At 73.4% G+C, this 20,264-nt stretch carries 23 protein-coding genes; 16 read left to right on the top strand and 7 right to left on the bottom strand.

Annotated features, from left to right (window positions below):
• Both GA0070560_RS16195 and GA0070560_RS16200 read left to right on the top strand, forming a co-directional pair.
• A partial coding sequence (locus GA0070560_RS16195) for a transposase (RefSeq protein ID WP_139131454.1) occupies positions 1-323 on the top strand: 323 nt, incomplete at its 5' end.
• Between the two features lie 22 nt (positions 324-345).
• On the top strand, positions 346-750 hold the full coding sequence (locus GA0070560_RS16200) for a nuclear transport factor 2 family protein (RefSeq protein WP_091297729.1): 405 nt from the start codon (positions 346-348) through the stop codon (positions 748-750).
• Here GA0070560_RS16200 and GA0070560_RS16205 read toward each other — a convergent pair.
• A complete protein-coding gene (locus GA0070560_RS16205) occupies positions 696-1,244 on the bottom strand; it encodes a DUF6232 family protein (protein WP_091297731.1) in 549 nt (182 codons plus the stop codon). The two genes, GA0070560_RS16200 and GA0070560_RS16205, sit on opposite strands and share 55 nt — an antisense overlap.
• 99 nt (positions 1,245-1,343) lie before the next feature.
• Between GA0070560_RS16205 and GA0070560_RS16210 the strand changes: the two genes are divergently transcribed.
• From GA0070560_RS16210 to GA0070560_RS16225, 4 genes are all read left to right on the top strand, one after another.
• Positions 1,344-2,117 carry an enoyl-CoA hydratase-related protein gene (locus GA0070560_RS16210; protein ID WP_088977771.1) on the top strand — a complete coding sequence of 258 codons (774 nt, stop codon included), beginning with the start codon at positions 1,344-1,346 and terminating at the stop codon, positions 2,115-2,117.
• Positions 2,118-2,235: 118 nt separating this feature from the next.
• Complete coding sequence (locus GA0070560_RS16215; RefSeq protein ID WP_091297733.1) at positions 2,236-3,858, top strand: acetolactate synthase; 1,623 nt, start codon at positions 2,236-2,238, stop codon at positions 3,856-3,858.
• Positions 3,859-4,025: 167 nt separating this feature from the next.
• Positions 4,026-4,997 carry an ATP-binding cassette domain-containing protein gene (locus tag GA0070560_RS16220; protein ID WP_091297736.1) on the top strand — a complete coding sequence of 324 codons (972 nt, stop codon included), beginning with the start codon at positions 4,026-4,028 and terminating at the stop codon, positions 4,995-4,997.
• Positions 4,994-5,809 (top strand): ABC transporter permease, encoded by an 816-nt coding sequence (locus tag GA0070560_RS16225; RefSeq protein ID WP_091297738.1) that lies wholly within the window; start codon positions 4,994-4,996, stop codon positions 5,807-5,809. The genes GA0070560_RS16220 and GA0070560_RS16225 overlap by 4 nt, the downstream gene beginning before the upstream one ends.
• A 45-nt stretch (positions 5,810-5,854) precedes the next feature.
• Here GA0070560_RS16225 and GA0070560_RS16230 read toward each other — a convergent pair whose 3' ends face one another.
• Genes GA0070560_RS16230 through GA0070560_RS16240 form a run of 3 tightly spaced genes read right to left on the bottom strand, consistent with a single transcriptional unit; the run spans position 5,855 to position 6,988 of the window.
• Complete coding sequence (locus GA0070560_RS16230) at positions 5,855-6,265, bottom strand: PLD nuclease N-terminal domain-containing protein (RefSeq protein WP_091297740.1); 411 nt, start codon at positions 6,263-6,265, stop codon at positions 5,855-5,857.
• A 28-nt stretch (positions 6,266-6,293) separates the two neighbouring features.
• Positions 6,294-6,596: a DUF202 domain-containing protein gene (locus GA0070560_RS16235; RefSeq protein ID WP_091297742.1), complete on the bottom strand. Its 303-nt coding sequence runs from the start codon at positions 6,594-6,596 to the stop codon at positions 6,294-6,296.
• Positions 6,593-6,988, bottom strand: a complete 396-nt coding sequence (locus GA0070560_RS16240; protein WP_425412658.1) for a YidH family protein — start codon at positions 6,986-6,988, stop codon at positions 6,593-6,595. Before GA0070560_RS16240 ends, GA0070560_RS16235 begins: the two co-directional genes overlap by 4 nt.
• Before the next feature lie 35 nt (positions 6,989-7,023).
• Here GA0070560_RS16240 and GA0070560_RS16245 point away from each other — a divergent pair, with 35 nt between their 5' ends.
• The gene (locus tag GA0070560_RS16245; RefSeq protein WP_091297743.1) at positions 7,024-7,821 is read left to right on the top strand and encodes a GNAT family N-acetyltransferase; all 798 of its coding nucleotides are present in this window, start codon (positions 7,024-7,026) and stop codon (positions 7,819-7,821) included.
• A 2-nt stretch (positions 7,822-7,823) separates the two neighbouring features.
• The gene (locus GA0070560_RS16250) at positions 7,824-8,231 is read left to right on the top strand and encodes a hypothetical protein (protein WP_091297744.1); all 408 of its coding nucleotides are present in this window, start codon (positions 7,824-7,826) and stop codon (positions 8,229-8,231) included.
• Between the two features lie 144 nt (positions 8,232-8,375).
• On the opposite strand, the gene GA0070560_RS16255 is transcribed toward GA0070560_RS16250, so the two are convergent.
• Positions 8,376-8,579 carry a hypothetical protein gene (locus GA0070560_RS16255; RefSeq protein ID WP_091297745.1) on the bottom strand — a complete coding sequence of 68 codons (204 nt, stop codon included), beginning with the start codon at positions 8,577-8,579 and terminating at the stop codon, positions 8,376-8,378.
• A gap of 219 nt (positions 8,580-8,798) precedes the next feature.
• Here GA0070560_RS16255 and GA0070560_RS16260 point away from each other — a divergent pair, with 219 nt between their 5' ends.
• From GA0070560_RS16260 to GA0070560_RS16270, 3 genes are all read left to right on the top strand, one after another.
• A complete protein-coding gene (locus GA0070560_RS16260; RefSeq protein WP_091297749.1) occupies positions 8,799-9,578 on the top strand; it encodes an electron transfer flavoprotein subunit beta/FixA family protein in 780 nt (259 codons plus the stop codon).
• Positions 9,579-9,589: 11 nt separating this feature from the next.
• A complete protein-coding gene (locus GA0070560_RS16265) occupies positions 9,590-10,549 on the top strand; it encodes an electron transfer flavoprotein subunit alpha/FixB family protein (RefSeq protein WP_091297752.1) in 960 nt (319 codons plus the stop codon).
• A 162-nt stretch (positions 10,550-10,711) separates the two neighbouring features.
• Positions 10,712-13,420, top strand: coding sequence for an HAD-IC family P-type ATPase (locus tag GA0070560_RS16270; protein ID WP_091297755.1), 2,709 nt, complete (start codon positions 10,712-10,714; stop codon positions 13,418-13,420).
• Between the two features lie 65 nt (positions 13,421-13,485).
• On the opposite strand, the gene GA0070560_RS16275 is transcribed toward GA0070560_RS16270, so the two are convergent.
• A complete protein-coding gene (locus GA0070560_RS16275) occupies positions 13,486-14,271 on the bottom strand; it encodes an anti-sigma factor (protein WP_091297759.1) in 786 nt (261 codons plus the stop codon).
• Positions 14,225-14,830 carry an RNA polymerase sigma factor gene (locus tag GA0070560_RS16280; RefSeq protein ID WP_091297762.1) on the bottom strand — a complete coding sequence of 202 codons (606 nt, stop codon included), beginning with the start codon at positions 14,828-14,830 and terminating at the stop codon, positions 14,225-14,227. The genes GA0070560_RS16275 and GA0070560_RS16280 overlap by 47 nt, the downstream gene beginning before the upstream one ends.
• 241 nt (positions 14,831-15,071) lie before the next feature.
• Between GA0070560_RS16280 and GA0070560_RS16285 the strand changes: the two genes are divergently transcribed.
• The 5 genes from GA0070560_RS16285 to GA0070560_RS16305 all read left to right on the top strand — a co-directional run bounded on the left by GA0070560_RS16285 (position 15,072) and on the right by GA0070560_RS16305 (position 20,242).
• Positions 15,072-15,902, top strand: a complete 831-nt coding sequence (locus tag GA0070560_RS16285) for a DUF4397 domain-containing protein (protein WP_091297765.1) — start codon at positions 15,072-15,074, stop codon at positions 15,900-15,902.
• Positions 15,899-16,555, top strand: a complete 657-nt coding sequence (locus GA0070560_RS16290) for a class F sortase (protein WP_091297767.1) — start codon at positions 15,899-15,901, stop codon at positions 16,553-16,555. Before GA0070560_RS16285 ends, GA0070560_RS16290 begins: the two co-directional genes overlap by 4 nt.
• Positions 16,556-16,623: 68 nt before the next feature.
• On the top strand, positions 16,624-17,799 hold the full coding sequence (locus GA0070560_RS16295; RefSeq protein WP_091297770.1) for a cysteine desulfurase family protein: 1,176 nt from the start codon (positions 16,624-16,626) through the stop codon (positions 17,797-17,799).
• Positions 17,800-17,879: 80 nt separating this feature from the next.
• Positions 17,880-18,953 (top strand): tRNA 2-thiouridine(34) synthase MnmA, encoded by a 1,074-nt coding sequence (mnmA, locus tag GA0070560_RS16300; RefSeq protein ID WP_211565877.1) that lies wholly within the window; start codon positions 17,880-17,882, stop codon positions 18,951-18,953.
• 284 nt (positions 18,954-19,237) lie between these two features.
• Positions 19,238-20,242, top strand: a complete 1,005-nt coding sequence (locus GA0070560_RS16305) for a methionine synthase (RefSeq protein ID WP_091297777.1) — start codon at positions 19,238-19,240, stop codon at positions 20,240-20,242.
• The last annotated feature ends 22 nt before the right edge of the window (positions 20,243-20,264 follow it).

Here is a 20,264-nt window from a genome sequence, read left to right on the forward strand (position 1 = left end):
GGCCCCGCACCCGACCCGATCGGGTCCTGGCTGACAAGGCGTACAGCTCGAAGGCCAACCGTGACCACGTGCGTCGGCGCGGTATCAAGGCCACCATCCCGATCAAGGCCGACCAGGCCGCCAACCGGCGCAAGAAGGGGTCGAAGGGCGGCCGACCACCCACGTTCGACCCCGTCGCCTACAAGCAGCGTCACGCCGTGGAATGCGGCATCAACCGGCTCAAACGCAACCGCGCCCTGGCGACCCGCTACGACAAACTCGCTGTCCGCTATGAAGCCACCGTGCACATCTCCATGATCAACGAGTGGCTACCCCGCTTATGAAACGCGGCCTAGCATCGGCGGCATGGACGGCGAGCGGGAGCGCAACGTCGAGACGGTCCGGCGGTACCTGCGGACCTTCGTCACCAAGGACCTGGCCGAGTTGGCCGAGGTGGTCGCTGAGGACGTCGAGATCTACGGCTCGGGTACGGCGGTCCGGGGCCGGCAGTTCGTCGAGCGGGCGGTCTCCTCGCCCGGGCTGACCGTGCTCGACCAGGAGATCGTCGAACTCTTCGCGGCCGGTGACCGGGTGGTGGTGTCGTTCGCGCAGACCTATCGGTACGACGCCAACGGCGCGACCACGGTGCAGAGCGGCTGCAAGATGTACCGGCTGGCCGGTGGCCGGATCGTCCAGTTCTGGGGCGAGCAGGACACCTACGGCCTGCTGCGCGGGCTGGGGCTGCTGCCCGACGAGCCGATCCCCTTCTGAGGGGACGGCGGCCGGGACGCCGAGGCGGGCGCCGGCACCGGGCGGCGGTTCTCCACGGCCCGCTGCACCGCCCGGTAGATCTGCCCGAAGCGCAGCGCGTCCCCGGTGCGCAGCAGCAGGACGGGCCGTCCGCGCCAGCGGGCCCACATCTCCCACTCTCGGCTGCCCCGCGCGTACGACCGGTCGAGGAACTCGAAGAGGAAGTCGGCGAGCGGGCCGACGGCGAGCCCGACCAGCACCGAGGCGCCCACGATGGCGAGGGTGACGGTGGGGCTGCGGTGCAACCAGACGGCGAGCCCGATGCCGAGCGTGGCGGCGACCAGCGGCCCGGCCAGCGCCACGCCGAGCGCGCCGCGACCGGCGAGCACCCGCCAGTAGCGGCCGCCCCGGCGGTGCCACACCATGCCGATCTCGGCCAGCGGCACGCTGCGCCCGTCGACCCGGATGACGGTGGAGGTGACCTGCACCGACCTGTCGTCGTAGTACGTGATCATCTCTGGACTCCCGGCGGCGGGGTGGACACCTCGACTATGTACCCCAACGAGCCCGCCCGTAAGGTTGGCACGCGACTTCGACGAGGAAGTGAGGGCAGCGTGAGCGAGTTCGTGCGGCTGGAGACCAGGGACGGCATCGGCACCATCCGGCTGGAGCGGCCACCGATGAACGCCCTCAACACCCAGGTGCAGGAGGAGTTGCGCGCCGCCGCGGCGGCGGCCACGGCCGACCCGGGCGTCCGCGCCGTGATCGTGTACGGCGGCGAGAAGGTCTTCGCGGCCGGCGCGGACATCAAGGAGATGGCCGACATGTCCTATGTGGACATGGCGGAGCGGGCCGCCGACCTGTCCAGCGCGCTCGGCGCGATCGCCCGTATCCCCAAGCCGGTCGTGGCGGCGATCACCGGGTACGCCCTCGGCGGCGGCTGCGAGCTGGCCCTCGCCTGCGACTGGCGGATCGTGGCCGAGGACGCCAAGCTCGGCCAGCCGGAGATCAAGCTGGGCATCATCCCCGGTGCCGGCGGCACCCAGCGGCTGGCCCGTCTGGTCGGCCCGGCCCGCGCCAAGGATCTGATCATGTCGGGGCGGATGGTCGACGCGCAGGAGGCGCTGCGGATCGGCCTGGCCGACCGGGTGGTCCCGGCGGCCGAGGTCTACGCCGCCGCGGTCGAGCTGGTGACGCCGTTCCTGACCGGCCCGGTGCAGGCGCTGCGCGCGGCCAAGCTGGCGGTCGACGGCGGCCTGGACATGGACCTCAACTCCGGCCTGGCCTGGGAGAGTCAGCTCTTCGCGGCGCTCTTCGCCACCGACGACCGGCGCGAGGGCATGGCCGCGTTCGTGGCGAAGCGCAAGCCGGACTTCACCGGCCGCTGACCTCGGCGGGGCCGGTGACCTCCGGGGTCACCGGCCATCCGGTCGAGCCGAGAAGTGTTCACATCCCGCGTACCGGCCAGTAGCGTGTGACTCCGCATCTGTGACGAGGGGAGCGGCGATGACGGAACGGGTCGAGGGTCACGGCGGAGAGCTGGCGCTGGCGGCGCTGCGCGCGCACGGCGTACGGGAGATGTTCACCCTCTCCGGCGGGCACGTCTTCCCGCTCTACGACGCCGCCCACCGCAACGACTTCCCGATCTACGACGTCCGGCACGAGCAGTCGGCGGTCTTCGCCGCCGAGGCGGTCGCCAAGCTCCAGCGTCGACCCGGCCTCGCCGTACTCACCGCCGGGCCCGGCGTGACCAACGGGATCTCCGGCCTGACCAGCGCGTACTTCAACGCCTCTCCGGTGCTGGTCATGGGGGGCAGGGCGCCGCAGTTCCGCTGGGGCTCGGGCAGCCTGCAGGAGATGGACCACCTGCCGCTGGTCGCCCCGGTGACCAAGCACGCGGAGACGGTGTTCAGCGCCGACGACATCCCGCGCGCGGTCACCGCCGCCCTGACCGCCGCGCTGACCCCGCACCGTGGCCCGGTCTTCCTCGACTTCCCGCTGGAGGCGGTCTTCTCCGTCGGCGACGCCGACCTGCCGCCGGTCGCCCCGGTCGCCCCGCTCGAGCCCGACCCGGACGAGGTAGCCCGGGCCGCCGCCCTGATCGCCGGGGCGAGCCGCCCGGTCGTCATCGCCGGCTCGGACGTGTACGCCGGCGCCGCCGTCGACGCGCTGCGCGCCGCCGCCGAGTCCCTGCAGGTGCCGGTCTTCACCAATGGCATGGGCCGCGGCGCGCTGCCGCCCGAGCACCCGCTCGCCTTCGCCAAGGCCCGTCGGGTCGCCCTGCGGGGCGCTGACGTGGTCGTGGTGGTGGGCACCCCGCTGGACTTCCGGCTCAGCTTCGGCGACTTCGGCGACGCCAAGGTCGTGCACGTCGTAGACGCCCCCGGCCAGCGCGCCGGGCACGTCCAGCCGGCCGTCAGCCCCGCCGGTGACCTGCGGCTGATCCTGACCGCCTTCGCCGAGTACGGCGGCGACCGGGCCGACCACGCCGACTGGGTCGCCGAGCTGCGTACCGCCGAGGACGCCGCGAAGGTCCGCGACGCGGCCGAGATGGCCGCAGAGACCGACCCGATCCGGCCGGCCCGGGTCTACGGCGAACTGCGCCGGGTGCTGGCCGCCGACGCGATCACCATCGGCGACGGCGGTGACTTCGTCTCGTACGCCGGGAAGTACCTGGAGCCGGCGCAGCCCGGCACCTGGCTGGACCCGGGCCCGTACGGCTGCCTCGGCACCGGCATGGGCTACGCGATGGGGGCCCGCGTCACCCACCCGGACCGGCAGATCTGCGTGCTGATGGGCGACGGTGCGGCCGGCTTCTCGCTGATGGACGTGGAGTCCCTGGTCCGGCAGAAGCTGCCGGTCGTCATCGTGGTCGGCAACAACGGCATCTGGGGCCTGGAGAAGCACCCGATGCGGGCCATGTACGGCTACGACGTCGCCGCCGACCTCCAGCCGGAGCTGCGCTACGACAAGGTGGTCGAGGCGCTCGGGGGCGCCGGCGAGACGGTGGCGAAGGCCGCCGACCTCGGCCCGGCCCTGGCCCGCGCCTTCGACGCCGGGGTGCCGTACCTGGTCAACGTGCTGACCGACCCGACGGACGCGTACCCCCGCTCGTCGAACCTGGCCTGAGTCGCACGGCCGTGCCGCCGTCGTCGGGGTGACCGGCGACGGCCTTCGGCCCGTGGCATAAATCAGCGGAATCCTGGCGTCGGCCGTCGTAACGTCAGCCGAGTGCCCACGGAGTGTCACACCCGTCGGGCACGGTGAGACCGACCAGCGACGACAGGAGTCTCCGCATGACGTACGCGATCCGTGCCGAAGGGCTGGTGCGCCGGTTCGGCGACACCACCGCCCTGGCCGGGGTCGACCTGGCGGTCCCCACCGGGACGGTCTTCGGCCTGCTCGGGCCGAACGGCGCCGGCAAGACCACCACGGTACGGGTGCTCGCCACCCTGCTCACCGCCGACGAGGGGCACGCCACCGTCGGCGGGTACGACGTGCGCCGCGACCCGCACCGGGTGCGCCAGCTCATCGGCCTCACCGGTCAGTACGCCTCGGTCGACGAGACCCTCACCGGCACGGAGAACCTGCTGCTCATCGGCCGCCTGCTCGGGCTGGGCCGGGCCGAGGCGCGGGCCCGCGCCGCCGAGCTGCTCACCGACTTCCATCTCGACGACGCGGCCGGCCGGGCGGCCAAGACCTACTCCGGCGGGATGCGCCGCCGCCTCGACCTGGCGGCCAGCCTGGTGGGGCGGCCGCAGGTGCTCTTCCTCGACGAGCCGACCACCGGCCTCGACCCGCGCAGCCGCAACGAGCTGTGGGACATCGTGCGCAACCTGGTCGCCGACGGGGTGACCGTGCTGCTCACCACCCAGTACCTGGAGGAGGCCGACCAGCTCGCCGGCGAGATCGCGGTGGTCGACCACGGCCGGGTGATCGCCCAGGGCACCCCGGAGGAGCTGAAGGCGAAGACCGGCGGGCAGGTGCTCGCCGTCCGGCCGGTCGACCCGGCCGACGTGTCGACCGTGGTGGCCGTCGCCGGGGAGGTCGCCGGCACCGTCCCCGAGGTCGCCCAGAGCACCGTCACCGTGCCGGTGAACGACCCGGGGGCGCTGCCTGCCGTGGTCCGCCGGCTCGACGACGCCGGTGTCGCCGTGGCCGAGTTGGCGCTGCGCGGCTCCAGCCTGGACGAGGTCTTCCTCTCCCTCACCGGCCACCGGGCCGAGGAGGACACCCCCGTCAACGCGCTCGAGAGGACCCCGGCATGACCGCCGCGACCGCCACCGCGACCGCCCCGCTCGCCCCGGCCCGCCGGCTCGGCGTCGTCGCCGGCCTGCGACACACCCTGACCCTGGCCTGGCGCAGCCTGGTGCAGATCAAGCACAACCCGATGGAGCTGCTCGACCTGAGCATCCAGCCGGTGATGTTCGTCCTGCTCTTCACGTACGTCTTCGGCACCGCGATCTCCGGCTCGCCGGGGGAGTACCTCACCTTCGCGCTGCCCGGGATCATCGTGCAGAACGCCTTCTTCGCCACGATGACCACCGGCTTCGGGCTCAACAACGACCTGACCAAGGGCGTCTTCGACCGGCTGCGGGCCCTGCCGATCGCCCGTTGGGCGCCGCTGGCCGGGCGGATCCTCGCCGACACGGTCAAGCAGGCCTGGTCGGTGTCGCTGCTGGTCTCCGTCGGCGCGATCCTCGGCTTCCGGCTGGGCAACGGGCTGGCGGGGCTGCTCGGCGCGTTCGCGCTGCTGCTGGCCTTCTCCCTGGCCGCGGCCTGGATCTCGGTGCTGGTCGGGGTGCTGGTGGACGAGCCGGACAAGGTGCAGATCTTCGGCTTCATGGTGATCTTCCCGCTCACCTTCACCAGCAATGTCTTCGTGCCGACCGACCGGATGCCGGGCTGGCTGCAGAACTGGGTGGAGATCAACCCGGTCACCATCCTGGCCGACGCGCTGCGTGGCCTGCTGGTCGGCGGCCCGGTCGCCGGGCCCGCCCTCCAGTCGGTGCTCTGGGCGGTCGGGATCGCGGCGGTGTTCGCCCCGCTGGCGGTGCGGGCGCTGCGGCGACGGGTGTGAACCGGACGGCTGGGGTGGTGCGCCGGTCACCCCAGCCTCCGCGTCCTAGGTCTCGGGGCGGTCGTCCTCGTGGGGTTGCTCGTCCTCGCGGCGGCGCAGGTCGCCCTCGCGGCGGCGCAGGTCCTCCTCCCAGCGGCGGAACAGGTCCGCGTCCTCGCGGCGGGACTGTTCGGCGATGGACTTGAGGAACTCCGGGTCGTCGTCCGGCGCGACGGGACGCTTGACCCGCCCGCCCCCGCCCCGGGCCGAGGCCGGACCGGCGGGGGCCGCGGGTGCCGGGCGGCCGGCGAGGAACCAGGCGATCGACCCGATCAGCGGGAAGACCAGGATGATCAGCACCCAGGCGAAGCGGGGCAGCGCCCGGATCCGCTCCTCCTCGGCGGAGAGGCAGCTGATCAGCGCGATGACCGCGAGGACGATCTGGATCAGGAAGAGCAGGATGGACAGCCGGGCCATGCCCCCATGATGGCGCACCCGGGCCCGATCACCACATCGCGCGCAGTACCAGCGGCACGGAGAGCAGCGCCAGCCCGGCGGTGGCCAGGGCGACCAGCGGCAGGGCCCGCGGGCCGACCGGGGTCGGCCCGCTGCCGGTGGCCCGGTCCCAGCAGGCGGCGAGCGCGCCCGCCCAGAGCAGCACCACCGCCGCCGCGAGCAGCGCGCTGGCGACGTCGCCGGTCAGGGCGAGCCGGACCGCCAGCACGGTCACCACGGTGAGCGCCAGGGCGGTCCGCCGCCAGGCCAGCCGGGTGCGCTCCGGCTGCAGCCCCGGGTCCCGGGTCGTCACCCGCCGAGCCCCTTCACCAGCACCGCCGCCACCAGCAGCAGCGCCCCGAGCCCCACGAGCAGGGCGAGCACGGCCGGGAAGCGGGACACCGGCAGCTCCTCGCCGAGCCGGATGGCCCGCTCGGTACGCGCCCAGTGGTCCACCGCCCGGACCGCGACGGTGCCGCCGAGCAGCAGCAACGCCACGGCGATCGCCTCGCGCAGGTGCCGCAGCGGTAGCGGTGGCAGGAACTGGGCGGCGGCCAATCCGCCCGCGATCAGCGCCAGCCCGGTCCGCAGCCAGGCCAGGAAGGTCCGTTCGTTGGCCAGGGAGAAGCGGTAGTCGGGGGTGGTGCCCACACTCCTGAGTTCCGACGGGTCGAACCACCGCCTGATCGCCTGCCACACGGGCATGATTATCCGCTTTGTTCCCGGCATAGCCTGGACGGATGACGGATCTTGACGCGCGGACCCTGCGCGACGCCTACGACGCCCAGCTCCGTCCGGACATCCCGGACCCGCTGCCCGCCGGAGTGACCGTGGAGTCCGACGGCCCGTTGGTGCGGGTCCTCGGCCTCGACCAGCGGGGCTTCCTCACCTACCGGACCCTGGACGGCCTGGCCGGCGCGGACCTGGACGCGCTGATCGCCCGGCAGGTGGAGTTCTTCCGTGGGCGCGGCGAGGCGGTGGAGTGGAAGCTCGTCGCCCACGACGAGCCGGCCGACCTGGCCGAGCGACTGCGTGTCGCCGGGTTCGTGCCGGAGGACCAGGAGACCGTCGTGGTGGGTCCGGTGGTGGCGCTGGCCGGCGCCGTCCCGGTCCTCCCCGACGGAGTACGCCTGCGGGAGGTCACCTCCCGCGCGGACCTGGAGCGGATCGCCGCGATGGAGGAGGAGGTCTGGGGTTCCGGCCGCAGTCACCTGGTCACCGGCCTGGAGAAGGAGATCGCGGCCGACCCGCAGTCGATCGCGGTCGTGGTGGCCGAGGCGGGGGAGACGGTGGTCAGCGCCGGCTGGATCCGTTACCCGGCCGGCACCGGCTTCGGCACCCTCTGGGGCGGCTCGACCCTGCCCGCCTGGCGACGCCGGGGGATCTACCGGGCGCTGGTGGCGTACCGGGCGCGGCTGGCCGAGCAGCGTGGCCGGACGCTGCTGCAGGTGGACTGCTCGCCGGACAGTAGGCCGATCCTGGAGCGGCTCGGACTCGTCGCGGTCACCACGACCACGCCGTACGTCTACACTCCGTGAGGATGGAGCAGCGGTTGACGGACGAGGAGCGGTTGACCCTCAAGACGGGCGCCTTCGGCGCGGTCTTTCTGGTGTCGAACGCCGAGCCGGGCATGTTCGCCATGATCAAGGAGAGTGTCGCGGCCTCCGGGGCGTTGAACGACGCCAGCGGGGTGGTGAAGGAGGCGCTGACCAGCGGTCCGCTGCCTCAGTTGCCCCGCGACTCGGCGCTGGAGGTCGAGTCGGTGGTGCTCCCCGCGCTCGCGCGGGCGGTCGACATCCTGCGGGCGAAGTCCCCGGGTGACCTGGCGGTGTACCGGCAGGTGGTGTTGGCCGCCGCCGATCGGGTGGCCGAGGCGCACCGGGGGGTCGTGCCGGCCGAGGCGGCCGTCATCGAGCGGATCAGGGGGGCGCTGGCGGAGCCGGCCTGAGTCCGTCGTGGGCGCCCGCAGGGGCCGGGCCCGACGCGCGTCCCGGGGGCGTGCCCGGGCCCCCTCGCCGGTCCGTGCCGTGGTGATCGTCGCCGCGCCGAGCGTCCACGCGACGGCCTCGGGGCCTGCCCTGCACTCCGGCGGTCAGGTGTCGGTCGGCAGCGGCCCGGTCGGCTCCTCGCACGGCCCGGTCCAGACGGCGTGGACGGTGTCGCGGACGCAGTGGTCGCGCAGCCGGCCGCAGGCGCAGCGGTGCGGCTCGGCCGTTTCCGTCCGCCCGCAGCGGGCCGGGACGGCACCGGTGGTGCCGGCCGCCCCGACGGGCAGCGGGTTGGTCTGTCCCGACATGTTCGGACACCCCCCTTATGAGAATTTAACCAGGCGCGCGAGGCTCGGTGAGCTGTGTCACTCTGAGTGCCCGGGGAGCCGATGCTACTGGCAGGTAACATTGCGTCGTGGGCAACTGCACAGCAGTCCGTTGTTGACCGACCGTTAAGTCACGCGGGAGGCTGCGCCCGAGACCGGGCGAGTGATCGCTACACCAAACAGGAGGGTCGTCGAAACGCGATGAACATCGTCGTACTCGTCAAGCAGGTGCCCGATTCGGGCGCGGACCGCAACCTGCGTACTGACGACAACACCGTCGACCGCGGTTCGGCGAACAACGTCATCAACGAGATGGACGAGTACGCCATCGAAGAGGCCTTGAAGATCAAGGAGGCGCACGGCGGCGAGGTCACCATCCTGACCATGGGTCCGGACCGGGCGACCGAGTCGATCCGCAAGGCGCTCTCCATGGGCCCGGACAAGGCCGTGCACGTGGTGGACGACGCCCTGCACGGGTCCTGCGCCGTGGCCACCTCGAAGGTGCTCGCCGCCGCCCTCGGTCAGCTCAACGCGGACCTGGTGATCTGCGGCGCGGAGTCGACCGACGGTCGGGTCCAGGTCATGCCACACATGATCGCCGAGCGGCTGGGCGTGGCCGCGCTGACCGGCGCGCGCAAGCTCACCGTCGACGGTGCCACGCTGACCGTCGAGCGGCAGACCGAGGAGGGCTACGAGGTGGTCACCGCCTCGACCCCGGCCGTGGTCTCCGTCTGGGACACCATCAACGAGCCGCGCTACCCGTCCTTCAAGGGCATCATGGCCGCCAAGAAGAAGCCGGTGCAGACGCTCTCCCTGGGTGACCTCGGCGTCGCCCCGAGCGAGGTGGGCTTCAACGGCGCGACCAGCGCCGTGCTGGAGCACACCAAGCGCCCGCCGCGCTCCGGCGGCGCGAAGATCACCGACGAGGGCGAGGGCGGCGTCAAGCTGGTCGAGTTCCTCGCCACCGAGAAGTTCGTGTGAGAGGTCTGGACATGTCTGAGGTTCTCGTCGTCGTCGAAGCCACCCGGGAATTCGGCGTCAAGAAGGTCACCCTGGAGATGCTCACCCTCGCCCGCGAGCTGGGCACCCCGAGCGCGGTGGTGCTCGGTGGCGCCGGCGCGGCCGAGGCGCTGAGCGCCAAGCTGAGCGAGTACGGCGCGCAGAAGATCTACGCCGCCGAGAGCGAGGAGATCGACGGCTACCTGGTGGCCCCGAAGGCCACCGTGCTGGCCGAGCTGGTCACCCGGGTGCAGCCGGCGGCCGTGCTGCTGGCGTCCGCGCAGGAGGGCAAGGAGATCGCCGCCCGCCTGGCCGTCAAGCTGGACAACGGCATCCTGACCGACGTGGTCGGCCTGGCCGCCGACGGCACCGCGACCCAGGTCGCCTTCGCCGGTTCCACCATCGTCAAGTCCAAGGTCACCAAGGGCCTGCCGCTGGTCACCGTGCGGCCGAACTCGGTCAACCCGACCCCGGCCCCGGCCACCCCGGCCGTGGAGCAGCTCACCGTGTCGGTCACCGACACCGACAAGCTGGCCAAGGTCGTCGACCGGGTCGCCGAGCAGAAGGGCTCCCGCCCCGAGCTCACCGAGGCCGGCGTGGTCGTCTCCGGTGGTCGCGGTGTCGGCAACGCCGACAACTTCAAGCTGGTCGAGGAGCTGGCCGACCTGCTCGGCGGCGCCGTCGGCGCGTCCCGGGCGGCCGTCGACTCCGGCTACTACCCGCACCAGTTCCAGGTGGGTCAGACCGGCAAGACCGTCTCCCCGCAGCTCTACGTCGCGCTGGGCATCTCCGGCGCGATCCAGCACCGGGCCGGCATGCAGACCTCGAAGACGATCGTCGCCGTGAACAAGGACGGCGAGGCCCCGATCTTCGAACTGGCCGACTTCGGCGTGGTGGGCGACCTGTTCAAGGTCGTACCGCAGGCCGCGGAGGAGATCCGCAAGCGCAAGTGAGCTGAGCACCAGTCGCGGCGAGGGCCGGGAACCGTCAGTCGGTTCCCGGCCCTCGACCGTTGTCGGCGATCACCGCCGGAACGGCCCACGACGGCCCCGGAAACTGCGACGATGACCGGGTCCCCCGTGCACCCCTGCCCGAACCGTGACGAGGAGTGCGCCATGCCGGCCAGGACGCCCGGAGGCGGTCACCACGCGTTGGCCGTGCACGAGGTCGTGCTGCTGCTGGAGACCGACACCGACCGGGGGCTGAGCGACGACGAGTCCGCCGCCCGCCTGGCCCGGTACGGTCCGAACGTGCTGCCCGCGACCGCCCGCGGCGGCACGCTGCGCCGGCTGCTCCGACAGTTCCAGAACCCGCTGGTGTACGTGCTGCTCGTCGCCGGTGTGGTGACCCTCCTGCTCGCCGAGTACGTCGACTCCGCGGTGATCTTCGGGGTGGTGGTGGTCAACGCCGTCATCGGCTTCCTGCAGGAGTCGAAGGCCGAGTCGGCGCTGGACGCGTTGCGGGCGATGGTGCGTACCGAGGCGCGGGTGGTCCGCGGCGGACGACACCTGCGGGTGCCCTCGGAGCAGGTCGTCCCCGGCGACCTGGTGCTGGTCGAGGCGGGCGAGAAGGTCCCCGCCGACCTGCGGCTGGCCCGCGCCGACGAACTGCGCGCCGACGAGTCGGCACTGACCGGCGAGTCCCTGCCGGTACGCAAGGACGAGGTCGCCGTGCCCGACGAGACGCCGGTGGCCGACCGCCGCAACGTGCTCTACTCCGGCACCCTGCTCACCGGCGGGTCCGGCGCCGGCATCGTGGTGGCGACCGGGGCGGAGACCGAACTGGGCCGGATCCATCGCCTGGTCGGCGCCGCGCAGGTCCTCGACACCCCGCTGACGTCGAAGCTGGCCCGGTTCAGCCGGATCCTCACCCTGGCGATCCTGGTGCTCGCGGGAGTCACCTTCGCCGTTGGTCTGGCCCGTGGGGAGGCGGCGGGAGAGACCTTCACCGCCGCGGTGGCGTTGGCGGTGGGGGCCATCCCCGAGGGCCTGCCGGCCGCGGTGACCATCACGCTGGCGATCGGGGTGGCGCGGATGGCCCGCCGCCGGGCGGTGATCCGGCGGCTGCCGGCCGTCGAGACCCTCGGCAGCACGACGGTGATCTGCACCGACAAGACCGGCACCCTCACCGAGAACCAGATGACCGTGCAGGCCCTCTGGACCGTCGGCGGTCGGTACGAGGTCAGCGGCGGCGGTTACACCCCCCTCGGGGAGATCCGCGACCCGGAGGGTGGCCCGGCCCCCACCGGGGAGGGTGCGCTGCGCTGGTCGCTGCTGGCCGGCGTCGCCTGCAACGACGCGCGTCTCGACGAGCGTGCGGGACGGTGGACGGTGCTCGGCGACCCCACCGAGGGAGCGATGCTCGTGGTGGGCGCCAAGGTGGGGCTGCGGGCCGAGGAGATCGCCGCCGAACTGCCCCGGGTGGCGGCGATCCCGTTCACCTCCGAACGGCAGTTCATGGCGACCCTGCACGACCAGCGTGACGGCGCCCGGGTGGTGCTGGTCAAGGGTGCGGTGGAGCGGATCGTCCAGTGGTCCACGGCGGCGATCGGCCCCGACGGCGCGACCGTCGCGCTGGACCGCTCCGCCGTGCTGGCCGCAGCCGGGGAGCTGGCCGGCGAGGGCCTGCGGGTGCTCGCCACCGCTCTGTGCCGGGTCGACGGCGACGGCGGGCTGGTGGAGGAGGAGCTGCCCGGCCAGCTGATCTTCACCGGGTTGCAGGCGATGCTCGACCCGCCCCGCGAGGCCGCGGCCGCCGCGGTCGCCTCGTGCCGACGGGCCGGGATCGCGGTGAAGATGATCACCGGCGACCACCGGGTCACCGCGAGCGCCATCGCCGTACGCCTGGGTCTGCTGGCCGGCGAGCCGGGGCCGGGAGAGGTGCTCAGCGGCGCGGACCTGGCCAGGCTCTCCGACGCGGACCGGCCGGAGGCGGTACGCCGGGCGGCGGTGTTCGCCCGGGTGTCCCCCGAGCAGAAACTGCGGCTGGTGGAGGCGTTGCAGGCCGAGGGCCAGGTGGTGGCGATGACCGGCGACGGCGTCAACGACGCCCCCGCGCTGCGTCAGGCGGACATCGGGGTGGCGATGGGGCGCAGCGGCACCGAGGTGGCCAAGGAGGCCGCCGACATCGTGCTCACCGACGACGACTTCGCCACCATCGAGTCGGCCGTGGAGGAGGGCCGCGGCGTCTTCGCCAACCTGACCAAGTTCATCACCTGGACGCTGCCCACGAACACGGGTGAGGGACTGGTCATCCTCGTCGCGATCGTGCTCGGCACGGCGCTGCCGATCCTGCCCAGCCAGATCCTCTGGATCAACATGACCACCGCGGTGGCGCTCGGCCTGACGCTCGCCTTCGAGCCGAAGGAGCCGGGGATCATGGACCGCCCACCGCGCGACCCCGGGCAGCCGCTGCTCACCGCCGCCCTGGTGGTCCGGATCCTGCTGGTCTCCGCCCTGCTCGTCGCAGGCGCCTGGTGGCTGTTCGAGTGGGAACTGGGCAGCGGGGCGGAGCTGGCGGAGGCGCGTACGGCGGCGGTGAACCTCTTCGTCACGGTGCAGGCCTTCTACCTGTTCAGCTGCCGCTCGCTGACCCGCTCACCGTGGCGGCTGGGGCTGTTCGGCAACCGCTGGCTCATCGGTGGCGTGCTGGTCCAGGCCCTCGGCCAGGTGGCGCTGACCTACCTGCCGGTGATGAACACGTTGTTCCGGACGGCACCCATCGACGTCGACGCGTGGTTGCGCATCCTCGGCATCGCCCTGGTGGTCTCCGCAGTGGTGGCGCTGGACAAGCGGTTCGGCTGGTTCGGTCGCCGGCTCGGGTGACGAGCCGGCGACCGCCGGTGCAAGGGAGCTGATCGGCGGGCCGGGGAGCTGAGCCGGCCCGCCGATCAGCCCGTCAGGGTGCCCCTCAGCAGGCTGTCGCCGGAGTGGGCGGGCTTGTTGTCGTACTGCTCGGCGGAGACGTCGACAACCGAGTATGCCTCAAGATCGACGTTCGGTGGCAACGGGAGCAGCGCATCGCCCGACCTGTCGCGCAGCACACCGACCGAGAACATCTCCATGTTCCTCGGGTTGATCAGCCAGACCTCGTAATACCCCGGAACGTCCGGGAGATTCGCCACGTGCAGGTGCAGTCGTCCGTCGACGAACACCCGCGCGTCGCCGTTGGCGTCCTTCGGCGTCTGCCCGTACGCGGTCAGCGGCGCGCTGGCCAGCACGATCTGCTGCGGCGCCGGGTCCGGCTCCCGCCGACCGACGTCGAGCACGGCGAGCGTGCCGACGACGCCGAGCGCGGCGGCGGCCGTGGCGGTCACCACGGTGGTGGCCCAGCGGGGCCAGCGACGGCGGCGACGGGAGTCGTCGGCCGGCGGCGGGGCGGCCGGGCTGTCGGTGGCCGGCTCCGTGGGCGCGGACCGCTGACGGCGTGCCCCGGTCAGCGAGGGCAGCTCCTCGGCGGCGTTGATCTCCGCGTCGATGCCCTGCCAGATGTGCTCGGGCGGGTCCGGCAGGTCACGCAGGGTCTGGGTGGCCGCGCCGAGGCCGGCGACGTGCTGGAGGTTCTCCAGCTCGCCCCGGCAGGTGGCGCAGGCGCCGAGGTGGTCGGTCTCGCCGTGGTCCGCCTCGCTCTCACCGAGTGCCAGAAAGACCAGCCGGTCGTGGTCCAGGTGCTGCACCGTCCACCTCCCATCTGCGCTTCAAGCTCGCCATGCCGCGTCGGATGTGACTCTTGACCGTGCCCAGCGGCACTCCGGTCACCGTCGAGATCTGCTGGTGTGTCAGGTCGTCGTAGAAGGCCAGCTCCAGCATCCTGCGCTGATCGTCCGGGAGGCGGGCCAGCTCGTCGGCGACCACCAGCCGGTCGACCACCGTGTCCGGGTCGGGGCCGGTGGCGACCGGATCGGGCAGCTGCCGGACCGTCTCCACCACCCGGGTCTCCCGGGCCGAGGCGCGCAGCCGGTCGATGACCTTGCGCCGGCCGATGCCGAGCAGCCAGCCGATCAGCGATCCCTTGGCCGGGTCGAAGGTCTCCCGCCCCAGCCAGGCCGCCACGAAGGTGGCCTGGGTGACGTCCTCCGCGTCGCTGCGGTTGGCCAGCGTGCTGGTGGCCAGGTGCAGCACGGCCCGGCCGTACCGGTCGTACGCCTCCCGCAGGGCGGTCTCGTCGCCCGCACGGAACCGTTGCGCCAGATCGTCCCGGGGTGGGGGATCCGGCTCCTGTCGCACCGCCGTCACCGAGCGGCTCGCCTTCCGTGGGGCATGCCCGACTGTAGCTCCCACAGTCCCCGCCCCACTTTCTCGGTCAGGTGTCCTTGCACTCCTGTCACCTGCTCTTCGTCGTCGGGGACGGTTCCGGATGCGATCCGGGCGAGGAAAAAAAGAATCCCGTCCGGCTGCATCCGGCGGTGCGACAGGCGGCGTAACCCGTTCTGCAAGCCCGGCCTGACGAATCAGTACCAATCACCAGGAGGCAGACATGCAGCTCTCGAACTTCCGTCGGGTCGCCGCGGGTGGCGCGGTCGCCGCCCTGACGTTCGCCGGCGTCGGGGCCCTCACCGCCACGCCCGCCTTCGCCGCCTCGTCGAAGGTCTCCGTCGTGCACGGCATCCCGGACACCCCGGTCGACGTGTACGTCAACGGCGAGAAGACGCTGGACAACTTCAAGCCCGGCGACGTGGCCGGCCCGCTGACGCTGGAGGAGGGCGCGTACGACATCGCCCTGACCAAGCCGGGCGAGGCGCTCGACAAGGCGATCCTCACGGTCGACGACGCCGCGGTGCCGGGCGGGGCGAACATCAGCATCGCGGCGCACCTCGACGCGTCCGGCCAGCCGAAGATCACGCCGTTCGCCAACGACGTCGCCAAGGTCGACGCCGGCAAGGCCCGGTTGATCGTCCGGCACACCGCTGCGGCCCCGGCCGTGGACGTACGGGCCGGCGGCACCCCGGTCTTCGAGGACCTGACCAACCCGAACGAGGCGAAGGCCGACGTCGACGCCGGCACCGTCAAGGCCGACGTGGTGCTGGCCGGCACCGACACCGTGGCGATCGGCCCGGCGGACCTGACCCTCGAGGAGGGCACCGCGACGATCGTCTACGCCATCGGCTCCGCCGAGGGCAAGAACCTCGACCTGGTCGCCCAGACCGTGACCGGGCTGCACTCGGCGCCGGGCGGTGTGCCCAGCGGCAGCGGCGGTCAGGCCGGCACCGGCGTGGACACCTGGTGGTACGTGCTGGCCGGCGCCGGCGCGCTGCTCCTGGTCGGCGGCGGGGCGCGGGTGGCGACCGCCCGGGTCGGTCGCCGGTGACGGTGCGACACCGCGGGGCGCTGGCGGCGGTGGCCGCCGGCGTCGCCGCGCTCACCGTCGCCGCGGTGGTGGCCTGCGGGTCGCAGCCCGCCGAGGACGTCGGCGCCGAGGAGGCCGCCGCCCTGGCCGTCCCCACCACCCCGGCCCCGGCGGGCACCTCCTCGGTACCGGTCACCTCCGGTGAACTGCCGGCGGGGGAGGAGACCGTGCCGCCGGTGAAACTCGTCATCCCGGCGATCGACGTCACGGCCACCGTCAACCCGGTCGGCGTCAACCGGCGTACCGACGAGTTCGAGGTCCCGCCGAGCGTCGACCGGATCGGCTGGTACCGGTACGGCCCCGGGCTGGAGGCGACGGCCGGGTCGGTGGTGATCGCCGGACACGTCGACAGTGCCGACCAGGGCAGGGGGGCCTTCTTCCGACTGCGCGAGCTGGACCGCGACGACACCCTCACCGCCACCGGCACGGACGGCAGGCAGCGGGCGTACCGGGTGGTGGCCCGGGAGGAGTACGACAAGTCGAGGATCCCGCTCGAGCGGTACTTCGCGCGCGACGGCAAACCCCGGTTGACCCTGATCACCTGCGGTGGGCCGTTCGACGCGAGGACCCGCTCGTACCGGGACAACATCGTCGTCACGGCGGTGCCCGCCTGAACCGCCGCCGGACCTGACGGTGGTCCGGCGTCCGGCCGGCCGCCTGCCGGTAGTTAGGCTGAGCAGTGATGGCATACCTGGATCACGCGGCGACGACCCCGATGCTCGACGAGGCGTTGGAGGCGTACGTCGCCACCGCCCGCGAGGTCGGCAACGCGTCGTCGCTGCACGCCGCCGGCCGGCGTGCCCGACGTCGGGTCGAGGAGTCGCGCGAGCGGGTCGCCGCCGCGCTCGGCGCCCGCCCGTCCGAGGTCGTCTTCACCGGCGGCGGCACGGAGAGCGACAACCTCGCGGTCAAGGGCGTCTTCTGGGCCCGGCGCGGGGTGGTGCCGGCGCGGGCGCGGGTGGTGTCCAGCGCGGTCGAGCACCACGCGGTGCTCGACGCGGTGGACTGGCTCGCCGCCCACGAGGGCGCTGAGGTGGGCTGGCTGCCGGTCGACGCGGCCGGCCGGCTGGATCCGGAGCGGCTGCGCGCCGAACTGGCCGCGCACGCCGACCGGGTCGCCCTGGTGACCGCCATGTGGGCCAACAACGAGGTGGGTACCGTCCAGCCGGTGGCCGAACTGGCCGCGGTGGCCGCCGGGCACGGAGTGCCGTTCCACACCGACGCGATCCAGGCGGTCGGCCAGGTGCCGGTCGACTTCGCCGCCAGTGGCGTCTCCGCCCTCACCGTCACCGGCCACAAGCTGGGCGGCCCGGCCGGGGTCGGCGCGCTGCTGCTGGCCCGCGACGTCGCGGCCACCCCGCTGCTGCACGGCGGCGGGCAGGAGCGCGACGTCCGCTCCGGCACCCTGGACACCGCCGGCGTCGTCGCCTTCGCGGTCGCCGTCGAGGCGGCGGTCAAGGGTCAGCAGGAGTACGCGGCGCGGGTGTCCGCGCTCCGCGACGACCTGGTCCGGCGGGTCCGCGAGGCGGTGCCCGAGGTCATCTTCAACGGCGACCCGACCGACCGGCTGCCGGGCAACGCGCACTTCTCCTTCCCCGGTTGCGAGGGGGACGCGCTGCTGCTCCTGCTCGACGCCCAGGGCATCGCCTGCTCCACCGGTTCGGCCTGCTCGGCCGGGGTGGCGCAGCCCTCGCACGTGCTCCTCGCGATGGGCGCCGACCACGACCGGGCCCGTTCGTCGCTGCGCTTCACCCTCGGTCACACCAGCACCCCCGCCGACGTGGACGCCCTCATCGCGGCGCTGCCGGCCGCCGTCGAACGCGCCCGCCGCGCCGCCTCGCTGCGCAGCCCACGCTGACCCGTGTCGCAGTCGGGCGGTGGGGGAGCGGATCGCGCGGCGCAGGCGGATAGGCTCGGTGGGGTGAAGGGGGTACGGCGGTGAGGGTTCTGGCGGCCATGTCGGGCGGGGTGGACTCCGCCGTCGCGGCGGCGCGCGCGGTGGCGGCCGGGCACGACGTGACCGGTGTCCACCTGGCGCTGGCCCGCAACCCGCAGACCTACCGCACCGGGGCGCGCGGCTGTTGCACCCTGGAGGACTCCCGGGACGCCCGCCGCGCCGCCGACGTGATCGGCATCCCGTTCTACGTCTGGGACATGGCCGAGCGTTTCCACTCCGACGTGGTGGACGACTTCGTCGCCGAGTACGCGGCCGGCCGTACCCCGAATCCCTGCCTGCGCTGCAACGAGAAGATCAAGTTCGCCGCGGTGCTGGACCGGGCGGTGGCCCTGGGTTTCGACGCCGTGGTCACCGGCCACCACGCCCGACTCGGCCCCGACGGCCTGCTGCGCCGCAGCGTCGACCACGCCAAGGACCAGTCGTACGTGCTGGCGGTGCTGACCCGCGCGCAGCTCGACCGGTCGATCTTCCCGCTCGGCGACGCGACCAAGGCCGAGGTACGCGAGGAGGCCGCCCGGCGCGGGCTGGCCGTGGCGGACAAGCCCGACTCGCACGACATCTGCTTCATCGCCGACGGCGACACCCGCGGCTTCCTCGCCGGGCGGCTGGGTGAGGCTCCCGGCGACGTCGTCGACGCGTCGACCGGCGCGGTCGTCGGCAGCCACACCGGCGCCTACCAGTACACCGTCGGGCAGCGGCGCGGCCTGCACCTGGACCGGCCCGCCCCGGACGGCCGCCCCCGCTACGTGCTCTCCATCACCCCCAGGACCAACACGGTGACCGTCGGCCCCGCCGAGGCGCTGGAGGTCTCGCAGGTGCGGGCCGCCCGCCCGGTCTGGACCGGCGGCGAGCGGCCCACCGCGCCGATCGAGTGCGAGGTGCAGTTGCGCGCGCACGGCGACGTGGTCCCGGCCACCGTGACGCTGGACGGCGACACCCTCCACGCCGAGCTGCGCCGACCGGTACGCGGGGTCGCCGCCGGGCAGGCGATCGTGGCGTACCGGTCGGACCCGGCGGGCGACGTGGTGCTCGGCTCCGCCACCATCACCGGCTGACTCCGGCAGCGTTCGATCCGCGCCCGGCCCGGCCATGCCCGGGGCCGGCCGGGCCGGGGTGGTTGTGTGCCGCGGGCGTCGTGCGGTGCGGCTGCGCCGGTGGTGCCACTGGGTGGTGAAGTGCGCGCGCCGCAGGGGACGCAGTGTGGCGAGCCGGACTGCGGATGGCGTCTCCCGGTAGCGGTGGCCGCGGTCGCCGCCACCCTCGCCCTCGTCTCCAGGACCCCTCGGGGCAGCCGCAGTTCGGCACCAGGGTCAGCGGCGGAACGGGATACCCTTCCGCCGTGACTGAACAGTCCTGGCCATGGCCCCCGGGGGCCGCCACCGGCATCGGCTCGCTACCCGGCACCGACGTCGCCGAGGCGCAGCGGATCGTCCTCGGCGAGCTGCCCGCCCTTCCCCACCTGCCCGAACTGCCGGCGCGCGGTCCCGGCGCCGACCTGATCGGGCGGACCGGTGGGCTGCTGGTGGAGCTGCCGGTCGAGCTGTACGCGGCACGCTGGCGGATCGCGCCGCGCCCCGGGCGGGACCTGCGCCGGGCCCGTGACCTCATGGAACGCGACCTGGACCAGCTCGCCGAGCAGGCCGAGACGTACGCCGGGCCGGTGAAGATCCAGGCCGGCGGGCCGTTCACCCTGGCCGCGGCGCTGGAGCTGCCGATCGGCGGGCGGATGCTGCGCGACCCGGGCGCGGTGCGGGACCTGGCCGGCTCGCTGGCCGACGGGCTGCGGGCGCACGTCGCGGCGGTGAGCCGGCGGCTGCCCCGGGCCTCGGTGCTGCTCCAACTGGACGAGCCGTCCCTGCCGGCGGTGCTCGCCGGCCGGGTGCCCACCGAGAGTGGCTTCGGCACCCACCGGGCGGTGGAGCCCGAGGTCGCCCGGACCCTGCTGCGCCAGGTGATCGACGCGGCCGAGGTGCCGACCGTGGTGCACTGCTGCGCCCCGGACGTGCCGCTGGAGCTGATCCGCTCCGCCGGAGCGGTCGGGGTGGCGCTGGACCTCACCCTGGTCAAGGAGCTGGACCCGCTCGGCGAGGCGATCGACGCCGGGCTGGGGCTGCTGGCCGGCGCCGTGCCCACGCTGCCCCCGCCGGCCGGTCGCGCGCCGACCTCGGCCCAGGTCGCCGACCGGGTACGCACCCTCTGGGATCGCCTCGGCTTCCCCCACCGTCGGCTCGCCGAGCAGGTGGTGGTCACCCCGGCCTGCGGCCTCGCCGGAGCCACCCCGGCGTACGCGCGAGCGGTCCTCGCCGCCTGCCGGGACGCCGGCCGGCGGTTGTCGGAGGACTGAGGCTTTCCGTCGTACCCGCGAG

Origin of the sequence: Micromonospora halophytica (assembly GCF_900090245.1) — a bacterium.
GTDB lineage: Bacteria > Actinomycetota > Actinomycetes > Mycobacteriales > Micromonosporaceae > Micromonospora > Micromonospora halophytica.

Excerpts from the sequence above, each read along its gene's own strand:
- GA0070560_RS16200 (WP_091297729.1), top strand. The coding sequence starts at position 346 with ATGGACGGCGAGCGGGAGCGCAACGTCGAGACGGTCCGGCGGTACCTG.
- GA0070560_RS16205 (WP_091297731.1), bottom strand. The coding sequence starts at position 1,244 with ATGATCACGTACTACGACGACAGGTCGGTGCAGGTCACCTCCACCGTC.
- GA0070560_RS16215 (WP_091297733.1), top strand. The coding sequence starts at position 2,236 with ATGACGGAACGGGTCGAGGGTCACGGCGGAGAGCTGGCGCTGGCGGCG.
- GA0070560_RS16220 (WP_091297736.1), top strand. The coding sequence starts at position 4,026 with ATGACGTACGCGATCCGTGCCGAAGGGCTGGTGCGCCGGTTCGGCGAC.
- GA0070560_RS16225 (WP_091297738.1), top strand. The coding sequence starts at position 4,994 with ATGACCGCCGCGACCGCCACCGCGACCGCCCCGCTCGCCCCGGCCCGC.
- GA0070560_RS16230 (WP_091297740.1), bottom strand. The coding sequence starts at position 6,265 with ATGGCCCGGCTGTCCATCCTGCTCTTCCTGATCCAGATCGTCCTCGCG.
- GA0070560_RS16240 (WP_425412658.1), bottom strand. The coding sequence starts at position 6,988 with ATGCCCGTGTGGCAGGCGATCAGGCGGTGGTTCGACCCGTCGGAACTC.
- GA0070560_RS16245 (WP_091297743.1), top strand. The coding sequence starts at position 7,024 with ATGACGGATCTTGACGCGCGGACCCTGCGCGACGCCTACGACGCCCAG.
- GA0070560_RS16250 (WP_091297744.1), top strand. The coding sequence starts at position 7,824 with ATGGAGCAGCGGTTGACGGACGAGGAGCGGTTGACCCTCAAGACGGGC.
- GA0070560_RS16255 (WP_091297745.1), bottom strand. The coding sequence starts at position 8,579 with ATGTCGGGACAGACCAACCCGCTGCCCGTCGGGGCGGCCGGCACCACC.
- GA0070560_RS16260 (WP_091297749.1), top strand. The coding sequence starts at position 8,799 with ATGAACATCGTCGTACTCGTCAAGCAGGTGCCCGATTCGGGCGCGGAC.
- GA0070560_RS16265 (WP_091297752.1), top strand. The coding sequence starts at position 9,590 with ATGTCTGAGGTTCTCGTCGTCGTCGAAGCCACCCGGGAATTCGGCGTC.
- GA0070560_RS16270 (WP_091297755.1), top strand. The coding sequence starts at position 10,712 with ATGCCGGCCAGGACGCCCGGAGGCGGTCACCACGCGTTGGCCGTGCAC.
- GA0070560_RS16285 (WP_091297765.1), top strand. The coding sequence starts at position 15,072 with ATGCAGCTCTCGAACTTCCGTCGGGTCGCCGCGGGTGGCGCGGTCGCC.
- GA0070560_RS16295 (WP_091297770.1), top strand. The coding sequence starts at position 16,624 with ATGGCATACCTGGATCACGCGGCGACGACCCCGATGCTCGACGAGGCG.